This is a genomic window from Arthrobacter liuii, from assembly GCF_014639275.1.
Lineage (GTDB): Bacteria > Actinomycetota > Actinomycetes > Actinomycetales > Micrococcaceae > Arthrobacter > Arthrobacter liuii.
The window spans coordinates 1-8,157 of record NZ_BMFW01000061.1 but is presented as its reverse complement, the minus strand read 5'-3'; the positions used below and the strand labels follow the sequence as shown (position 1 = coordinate 8,157).

Annotated in this window: 10 protein-coding genes and 1 pseudogene; 3 read left to right on the top strand and 8 right to left on the bottom strand. The window is 62.6% G+C overall.

Annotated features, from left to right (window positions below; translation table 11 throughout):
* Positions 1-135: 135 nt before the first annotated feature.
* The 3 genes from IEW19_RS22900 to IEW19_RS22890 form a co-directional block, all read right to left on the bottom strand.
* On the bottom strand, positions 136-468 hold the full coding sequence (locus IEW19_RS22900; protein WP_188573846.1) for a hypothetical protein: 333 nt from the start codon (positions 466-468) through the stop codon (positions 136-138).
* A 101-nt stretch (positions 469-569) separates the two neighbouring features.
* Positions 570-1,313 (bottom strand): hypothetical protein, encoded by a 744-nt coding sequence (locus tag IEW19_RS22895; protein ID WP_188573845.1) that lies wholly within the window; start codon positions 1,311-1,313, stop codon positions 570-572.
* A 216-nt stretch (positions 1,314-1,529) separates the two neighbouring features.
* Positions 1,530-1,706: a helix-turn-helix transcriptional regulator gene (locus IEW19_RS22890; RefSeq protein WP_188573844.1), complete on the bottom strand. Its 177-nt coding sequence runs from the start codon at positions 1,704-1,706 to the stop codon at positions 1,530-1,532.
* 137 nt (positions 1,707-1,843) lie between these two features.
* Here IEW19_RS22890 and IEW19_RS22885 point away from each other — a divergent pair, with 137 nt between their 5' ends.
* The gene (locus IEW19_RS22885; RefSeq protein WP_188573843.1) at positions 1,844-2,464 is read left to right on the top strand and encodes a helix-turn-helix transcriptional regulator; all 621 of its coding nucleotides are present in this window, start codon (positions 1,844-1,846) and stop codon (positions 2,462-2,464) included.
* Positions 2,445-3,521 (top strand): tyrosine-type recombinase/integrase, encoded by a 1,077-nt coding sequence (locus IEW19_RS22880; RefSeq protein WP_188573842.1) that lies wholly within the window; start codon positions 2,445-2,447, stop codon positions 3,519-3,521. Before IEW19_RS22885 ends, IEW19_RS22880 begins: the two co-directional genes overlap by 20 nt.
* Before the next feature lie 5 nt (positions 3,522-3,526).
* Here the strand turns inward: IEW19_RS22880 and glnA are convergent, their stop codons facing one another.
* On the bottom strand, positions 3,527-4,951 hold the full coding sequence (glnA, locus tag IEW19_RS22875) for a type I glutamate--ammonia ligase (protein ID WP_188573841.1): 1,425 nt from the start codon (positions 4,949-4,951) through the stop codon (positions 3,527-3,529).
* A 282-nt stretch (positions 4,952-5,233) separates the two neighbouring features.
* Between glnA and IEW19_RS22870 the strand changes: the two genes are divergently transcribed.
* Positions 5,234-5,671, top strand: a complete 438-nt coding sequence (locus IEW19_RS22870) for an RDD family protein (RefSeq protein ID WP_188573840.1) — start codon at positions 5,234-5,236, stop codon at positions 5,669-5,671.
* Between the two features lie 35 nt (positions 5,672-5,706).
* Here the strand turns inward: IEW19_RS22870 and IEW19_RS22865 are convergent, their stop codons facing one another.
* The 4 genes and pseudogenes from IEW19_RS22865 to IEW19_RS22850 all read right to left on the bottom strand — a co-directional run.
* Positions 5,707-6,690 (bottom strand): DMT family transporter, encoded by a 984-nt coding sequence (locus IEW19_RS22865; protein WP_229748728.1) that lies wholly within the window; start codon positions 6,688-6,690, stop codon positions 5,707-5,709.
* Positions 6,691-6,707: 17 nt separating this feature from the next.
* The gene (locus IEW19_RS22860; RefSeq protein WP_188573839.1) at positions 6,708-7,061 is read right to left on the bottom strand and encodes a DUF3817 domain-containing protein; all 354 of its coding nucleotides are present in this window, start codon (positions 7,059-7,061) and stop codon (positions 6,708-6,710) included.
* 117 nt (positions 7,062-7,178) lie between these two features.
* Positions 7,179-7,931, bottom strand: a complete 753-nt coding sequence (locus IEW19_RS22855) for a DUF4191 domain-containing protein (RefSeq protein ID WP_188573838.1) — start codon at positions 7,929-7,931, stop codon at positions 7,179-7,181.
* An 88-nt stretch (positions 7,932-8,019) separates the two neighbouring features.
* A pseudogene (locus IEW19_RS22850) lies at positions 8,020-8,157 on the bottom strand (lipoyl synthase); the annotation flags it as partial.

The following is an 8,157-nucleotide window of genomic DNA, read 5'->3' as shown; positions in this document are numbered from 1 at the left end:
GGCACGCTGGGTGATGAGGTGGAAGCCTGCGCTCAACGCGTTCGCGATCACCTTCGCTGGCCGGTTCGAAAGAACCTTCCACTAATGAAAACCGCCGGACCCCACACACCGTTTATCGGACAGTCCCCCCGAGGGTCATGGCTTGTCCCTTGGGATGTCCCCGTGTGCTGGGCGGGTGGTTAGCCGCATCCGTGGTTCCAGTGCTTCGATTTGGATTCCTGCTCGTTGGTGGGCTTGGACTGCTTCTGTCTTGTTGACGTTGCATCGGCTGATGAGTTGTTGTTCTGCCACGGTTGCGAGGTCGGCCACGATCCTTGCCACGTGCTCTGCGCCTCGTGACTCTGGCTGTGCTGCGGTGAACTCCAGCATGGTGGTGCGTGTGTCGCGTCCTTGCAGGGCCGTGGTCATCAGGGCGTGGGTATCGCGCATGATCTCCAGCAGCCACCCCCGCATCTGTTCGGGGGGCATGTTGTTTTGCGGGGCCGGTGTCATTTTTGTTGCTTTCCGTGATTTTGGGGCCGGGGTTTGTTTGGGCGGTCGGATTGTTAAAAGGCATGGACTTTTAACAGTCACGACGCCACCAGTCCCTTTTCTCGTTCGGCCGCCCGCTGGCAGCCCTTACAGTCACCAGCCGGCGAGCCATCATGCTGCATGCACCCAGGACCACCGTTCACAACCGGCTCATGCTCACACGAACCAAAGTTCAGGTCCCACGCGTCATTCACCGTTTGCGTGAGGTCACCTTGAATTTGCGAGTCAGCGCTTAAGTCAGAGGTACTTGTGTTGTTAAAGGCTTCTTTTCCGCTCTGCTCTGCTCTGTTCAGCTCTGCTCTGCTCTGTTCAGGGTCACGCGTTGCCTCGCTTGTTACGTCACGCGTGACTGGTGCCGTGACTGCCTCCTTGGCTGATACCTCACTGGAAGCGCGGCCCTTCACAACCGCCTCGGCCTCGGCCCTCGTGTAGCCCTGCGCAATCAGGTTGTCCGTCTCCCGCTTCCGCTGCTGGCGGGCTGCGTTGGTCTTGCGCTTGTCAGCCAGATAGGCGGCTGACAGTTGCTCGTTTATGTGGTGGACAATCTTCAGCCGGCCACCGGACAGCTTGGTCCAGAAACCTGCATCGATTAGCTCCTGGACGGCTTCCGCCGCACGTCCGGATTCCGCGAAGCGTTTCACTTCCCGCTCCAGAAACACGCCGTCATTCTCACGGGACATGGCGTAGGACAGGCCCTCGGAGTGGGTACGGTAGGCGGCATCTGACAGTTCGGCGCTCGCGCACTCCAAGTCGAATTCTTCGCCCTTCTTCAGCCAAGTCATCACTCCACCTGCTTGTCCTGGCGTACTGGGCCGAGCTTGGCCGAGACGCTACGTGAATTGGAGAGCGCGCTACCACAAGGCTGGCGCTTGTTGCTCGACCGTACCGGGGGCACGTCAGCGGTAGAATCAGTTCCGAGGTTCCCCCAAACCTTGGAAAAGCCCCTGACCCCCAACAGGGGCTTTTCTTTTGCCGTCACGCCCTCGATGTGCATCTCTTTAGCCAGCCGCTGCAAACTGTGCGTTGACCCAGTCCAGAACATCGGTGCGCCGGAACATCACACGGCCGCCAATCTTTGCTGCCCTGGGGCCGGTGCCGTTGTGCCTCATCCAGCGGATCTGCGCGGGACTCTTGCGGAGAAGTTCCGCTACCTCGTCCAGTGTTAGAAGGTCCATTCTCTTGCTTCTTCCTTGGAGCTGACTTGCGCCACACGCTTACATTTCAAGCGCATAATCAATAATGTCACCTACTGTGGGCGATTGGCAACCTTTGACGCTTGAAATCTATTCGCGTGGCGCGTAGGGTCGGTGGCATGGAGTTTCCGCATGAGTCCCAACGCAAACCAGCGACTGACGAAGAGCTGCTCGTGGCCCTTCAAGCCAACCTGCAGAGGGAGCTTTCGGAGCACCGGGAGAGCATGCGCGAGAGCCTGCTGGGATTGGAAGCCGCCATGTGCGACAAGTTCAGGCGGCTGCGTGAGGAACGCGGCTGGTCCCAGCAGGACGTTTCGGAAAAGCTGGCCGGAATGGGCATTGATATGCACCAAACGACAGTGGCAAAGATGGAGAAGGGCAAGCGCCCGCTCCGCGTCGCCGAGATGTACGCCCTCAGTTGGGTTTTCGGACTTCCCCCGGGGGCCGTGTTCTGGCTCCCGTCCAGCGAGGGCATGCCTTACAGCATGAAATATATGACAGAAGAGCTGTCTATGATCGACGGGCAACAAGCCGAGATGCGCGAGCAGTTCCTGAAAATGTTTGAGTCACACTTGGCCCTCTACGCAGACCTGGATTCTCGACGGGCATCTCTGCTCCGGGCAATGAAGGACGCTGCGGCCGGCAATAGAGTGAACTCCTCGCAAGAGGACTATTTTAGGGACGACCCGTTAAGTAGTGGGAAAGACGCGGTGACGCAAGATGTCGATTACGAAGCGTGATACCGGCTCTTGGCGGGCCAGGTACCGTGACGAGACGGGCAAGGAACATGCACGGCATTTCTCCCGGAAGATCGATGCCCAGCAGTGGCTGAACGAGGTCACCGCCTCCGTAGTCCGTGGTGACTACGTCGATCCGAAAACGGCACAGACCACCCTGCGGGAGTGGTCGGAAGTCTGGATCAGGGGTTACGAGAGCAACAGGCCCTCAACCGTCAGGCAGGCACGGACGCACCTGAAGCGAATCAACGCCACATTCGGGGACCGAACATTGAAAAGCATTCGGCCATCCGAAATCAAGGCCTGGACGGCGAAACTCAGCGCTGAGGGACTGGCTGATTCCACGGTCTACGCCCTGCACTCCCGACTCGGGCAGCTCTTCGCTGACGCCGTCCACGATGGGATGCTGGCGAAATCACCCCTCAGCAGGAGGACTTCCCCCAAGGCTGGACGGCAACGGCCGTATGTAGCAACGACTGACCAGGTGTGGGGCCTATATGAGGCGATGCCGGCCGGGGCGAGGCCAGCGGTCCTGCTGGCCGCTTTCGCCGGTCTGCGGGTCGCTGAGGCCGTTGCGTTGCGGGTGTCCGACGTGGACTTCATGCGGGGAATCATTACGCCGGCCATCCAGTACCCGGGCGTAGAGCTGAAGACCGAGGAATCGAAAAACTCGATACCGATACCCCAGGATCTTTGCCTGGAGCTGTCAGCGAATCCCACGAAGTGGGGGACTGCCACGCTCGTAACCAACGAGTGGGGCCGGGGCATGTCGCCCCACCGGCTGGAGCATTATTTCCGGGAAGCACGGGCCACGGTCAAGGGCCTGCCGGAAGGGTTCCGGTTCCATGACCTGAGGCATTACTTCGCGTCCCTGCTGATATCCAAGGGACTCGACGTGAAGGTGGTCCAGAAGTCGCTGCGGCACGCTTCAGCCAAGACGACCCTGGACGTTTACGGGCACATGTGGCCCGACAAAGAAGAGTCCGCACGCGCTGCCGTCGCGGAAGTGCTGGCAGCTCGTGCGGACTCTCTGCGGACTAAACCCCGTTTAGCCCAGTAAATACGCTAGACGCCGTAGTAGAGCTCGAACTCGTACGGGTTCGGGCGCAGCGACAGCGGGCGGATCTCGTTCTCGTACTTGTACTCGATCCAGGTGTCAATCAGGTCCTGGGTGAAGACGCCGCCGGCCTGCAGGAACTCGTTGTCCTCGGCCAGGGCTTCCAGGGCTTCCTCAAGGGTGCCCGGAGCCTTGGGGATGTCCTTGGCTTCTTCTGCGGGGAGCTCGTAGAGGTCCTTGTCGATCGGAGCCGGCGGCTCGATGCGGTTGCGGATGCCGTCGATGCCGGCCATCAGCTGGGCAGCGAACGCCAGGTACGGGTTGGAGGACGGGTCCGGTGCGCGGAATTCGATGCGCTTGGCCTTGGGGTTGGTGCCCGTAATGGGGATACGGATACCGGCGGAGCGGTTGCCCTGCGAGTAGACCATGTTGACCGGTGCTTCGAAGCCCTTGACCAGGCGGCGGTAGGAGTTCACCGTCGGGTTGGTGAAGGCAAGGACGGCGGAAGCGTGCTTGAGCAGGCCTCCGATGTACCAGCGGGCAGTGTCAGAGAGGCCGGCGTAGCCCTTCTCGTCGTAGAACAGCGGCTCGCTACCGTTCCACAGCGACTGGTGGCAGTGCATGCCGGAGCCATTGTCACCGAAGACCGGCTTCGGCATGAAGGTCACGGACTTGCCCCAGGCGTCAGCGGTGTTCTTGATGACGTACTTGAACTTCTGCAGGTCATCGGCAGCGTGGGTCAGGGTGGTGAACTTGTAGTTGATCTCGGCCTGGCCGGCGGATCCAACCTCGTGGTGGCTGCGCTCGACCTCAAGGCCGGCCTCGTCCAGGGCAACACACATGGCGTCGCGCAGGTCAGCCTGCTTGTCGGTGGGCGAGACCGGGAAGTAGCCGCCCTTGACGGGGGTCTTGTAGCCCAGGTTGCCGCCCTCTTCTTCACGGCCGGTGTTCCAGTGGGCTTCCTCGGAATCGATCTTGTAGAAGCTGCCCTGCGGGGAGGACTGGTACTGGACGTTGTCGAACACGAAGAACTCAGCCTCGGGAGCGAAGAACGCGGTGTCGGCGATGCCGGTGGACGCCAGGTAGGCTTCGGCCTTCTCGGCCACGCCGCGGGGATCGCGGTGGTACGGGTCACCGGTGCGGGGGTTGACGATCGAGAAGTTCAGCGCGAGGGTCTTCTCCATGCGGAAGGTGTCCAGGAACGCGGTGGTGACGTCCGGGATCAGCTGCATGTCGGATTCGGCGATGCCCTGGAAGCCGCGGATGGAGGAACCATCGAAGAGCTGGCCGTTGACGAAGAAATCAGCGTCAACGCTCTTGGCGGGGACGTTGAAGTGCTGCTGGACGCCCGGAAGATCGGTGAAGCGGATATCGACGAACTTTACATCTTCGTCCTTGATGAACTTGAGGACTTCGTCCGCAGTCTTGAACATCTATGCTCCTAACGCATATGTAAATATCTGGCACGCAGCCAGGTGATCCAGCGCAATCCAAAAGCAGGGAGAACGCACGGTCTTCCCTGCTGCGGTACCTGCCGGGGGATTGCTTGAAACTGCTAACAGACTATGGATCCGGCATTTCCCGTCCGTGTCCACATTGTTTCGGGCAGGTTACAGAATGCCCTGCTATGACCACGCTATCTTCAGTCCACACTGTGGTCGAGCCCCATCCACAGTGTGGGCGCGACGCTGCCGTGGGATCGGTAAACTTGGACGGTGGTAGATCGCAAAGACATTGGCTCCTGGCTCAGCGGACCGGACACCTCCGGTGTCTCGAAGTATCCGGGGGAGCGCCTTGGCCTGCCTGAGTCAGGACCCGGGTCAGTTGCCCGGGCCGGCAGGCGGATCGCAGCCATCTGCATCGACTGGGGCATCGCCCTGCTGATCAGCAACTTCGCCTTTGGCGGCGACTCCTGGGCCACGCTGGCCGTCTTCGCCGTTGAACAGACCCTGCTGGTGGGAACCCTTGGATACAGCATCGGCCACCGGATCATGGGCATTGCCGTGGTGAAGCCCGGCGGCGGAACTCCGGGTCCACTGGCGGGCCTGGTCAGGGCTGTGCTGCTCTGCCTGGTGGTGCCCGCAGTGATTTTCGATCCGGACCAGCGCGGTCTTCACGACAAGGCCATGAACACGCTCCTCATCCGGCGGTAAGGCCCCTCAACCGCTCTCCACGATCCCGGAAGGGCCTATGCCCCAGGCAGTTCCCTGGCAGGGCGTCGACGGCGGAAGGCCGGCGCATTCGTGACAATCACACCGCCGATCACGACGACGCCGCCCAGCAGTTGCGCGGCCGTGTGGACCTGCCCGGCGAGGATGGTCAGGGCTGCGGTGAAGACAGCGATCAGGTTGAGGAAGACGCCTGCACCGCCGGCGGGCAGGACCGTCAGGGCGCGGTTCCACAGCACGTAGGACAGCACCGACGGAAAAATGGCGATAAAGAGCAACGACCCCAGCGCATCTCCGGTTGCAGGCAGGGCCGGGCCGCCTGTGGCGAAACGCATCGGGGCCAGCAAGGCTACGGTCACTGCCGCCTGGACAGCTGTGGCCGTGATCGGCGGGATCTCCGGTGCCAGGCGGCCGATGACGGTATAGGCCGTCCAGACAACCACGGCCCCCATCATCAGCACCTCTCCGGTGCCGAATCCCGCAGTCGCCAGCCTGCCAACATCCCCTCCGCCGATGACGATGAGGACGCCCGCCAGGGCCGTTACGACGCCGGCCACCGCCATTGGCGTCAGCCGCTCCCGCAGGAAGAGCGCGGCCGCCAGAGTGATCAGCGCGGGATTGAAGGCATTGATCAGTGATGCGTTGAACGCATCGGTGTGTTCCAGGGCGAAGTACAGGAGGAGGTTGTAACCAAGCAGCCCGCACACACTGAGTGCGAGCAGCCACGGCCACGCTGCCACCACCGACCGCCAGCACGGACGCTCCACCAGCTGGGCAATCACCAGCAGCGGCACCAGCGCGATGGCCCACCGCAGGAAGACCAGGCTTAGGGGGTCGATGCTTTGGACGGCCCACGCCCCCACAACATAGTTGCCGGCCCAGAACAGCGTTGCGCCGAGCAGGGAGAGCAGGGCCACCAGCCTTTTACCGCCCTGGACACGGCTGGCCGGAGGAGCTGCCTTATGCGGTGGCCCGGCCTTCAGCTCCTGCTCAACTGGTTCCACGGCAGCGTCCTGTTCCGCTAGGCGCGGCTGGGCTCAAGGACAAGGGCGGCCTCCGCAGCGGCAGCTGCGCTGAGGTATCCGCGGCGCCCGGCCCAGCGCTCGAACAGGAGGGTGGCGAAGGGGAAGACCGCGGAGACACCGGCCAGCACGGCCACCCGGAACGGCCAGCGCTGCACACGCCAGAGCATCAGCGCGGCAACCCCGTAGCCGATGAACAGGGCACCGTGGACAGGCCCTGCCACCTGGACGCCGACCTCCGTGGTGCCGGCAATCCACTTGAAGTACATGCCGGCCAGGAGCGCGGCCCAACTGCAGGCCTCGGCCACGGCGAGGATGCGGAAGGCGCGGATCACGGTTGTCCTGAGGGGCATGGTCATGTCCTGTCGTCAGTTGATGTACGGGTCGCAGGTGTTGGAAAGGGGCAGCCGTTCGGGCAAAAGAAAAAACGCCCCGGCGCCGACAGTGCCGGCACCAGGGCGTTCCACCAGCTAGCGTCCGCGGTTGGGACGGGCTTTGTAGGGGTCGATGCCCTTGGGAATGGGGAGCCTGGTGCCCATGGACGCGATGCGCTTGGATACCGTGCTGACTTCAAGTTTGGTCAGTTCGTTCTTCATCTTGCCCATCTGCTTGGCCACTTGGCTCAGCGGCACCTGGCCTTCGCCCCGGCCGGTCTGGATGGTGTGGACAGGAACGTTGGGCAGGATGCGGGCAAGGCGCTTGCGCTCGGCATCGAGCAGCGGCTTCACCCGGTGGGTGGGGCCTTCGCTGACAAGGACGACGCCGGGGCGGCCGACGGCGCGGAACACGGCATCCTGGGTGCGCGGGTTGACGGCCACAGGCTGTTCTTCGGTGATCCAGCCACGGCGGAGGGTGCCCAGGGCGGCCCCGGAGGCGCCCGGCTGGTTTTCAATCTGGGCGAACGCAGCCCGTTCGGCCCGGCGGGACAAGATGTATGTGGCCGCCAGCAGACCCAGCGGAATGCCGATAATCAGGCCGGTAATCCAGTTATCCAGCCAGAAACCCACCAGGAAGCTCACGGCCACAACGCCGAGGAACACCAGCAGCATCAGCCACGGAACCATGGGATCGTGGCGGCGGGTCATGGTGAAGACCTCGCCGATCTGCTTGAGCCTGTTGGGCTTCTTGGCCTTTGCTTCCTTCGGTTTGCGCGTAAACAGGCCGCGCTTCACCGCGCTTGAGCCCGCCGGTGTGGAGTTGCTGGAGTCAGGGGATTTCGCCATAGTGCATCAATTCTACGTGACTTAAACCCGGAAGCCGGACGCCGGAATCTTCCGGCGTCCGGCTTCTGGCCAGTCAACGATTGTGAGGTCAGGAGTGGGCTGCCAGGAGGGTGGCGGCTTCCTGGCGGGTGGTGCCGGAGTCCTGGATGCCGTCGGCGATGTGGGCGAGTTCGGTGGGGATGTGGCGGCCTTTTTTGCGCATGGCGGTGGCCCAGAGGCGGCCGGC

Bases quoted from the DNA above. Each gene is read 5' to 3' on its own strand.
- IEW19_RS22880 (WP_188573842.1), top strand. From the start codon at position 2,445: ATGTCGATTACGAAGCGTGATACCGGCTCTTGGCGGGCCAGGTACCGT.
- IEW19_RS22860 (WP_188573839.1), bottom strand. From the start codon at position 7,061: ATGCCCCTCAGGACAACCGTGATCCGCGCCTTCCGCATCCTCGCCGTG.
- IEW19_RS22855 (WP_188573838.1), bottom strand. From the start codon at position 7,931: ATGGCGAAATCCCCTGACTCCAGCAACTCCACACCGGCGGGCTCAAGC.
- IEW19_RS22900 (WP_188573846.1), bottom strand. From the start codon at position 468: ATGCCCCCCGAACAGATGCGGGGGTGGCTGCTGGAGATCATGCGCGAT.
- glnA (WP_188573841.1), bottom strand. From the start codon at position 4,951: ATGTTCAAGACTGCGGACGAAGTCCTCAAGTTCATCAAGGACGAAGAT.
- IEW19_RS22890 (WP_188573844.1), bottom strand. From the start codon at position 1,706: ATGGACCTTCTAACACTGGACGAGGTAGCGGAACTTCTCCGCAAGAGT.
- IEW19_RS22895 (WP_188573845.1), bottom strand. From the start codon at position 1,313: ATGACTTGGCTGAAGAAGGGCGAAGAATTCGACTTGGAGTGCGCGAGC.
- IEW19_RS22885 (WP_188573843.1), top strand. From the start codon at position 1,844: ATGGAGTTTCCGCATGAGTCCCAACGCAAACCAGCGACTGACGAAGAG.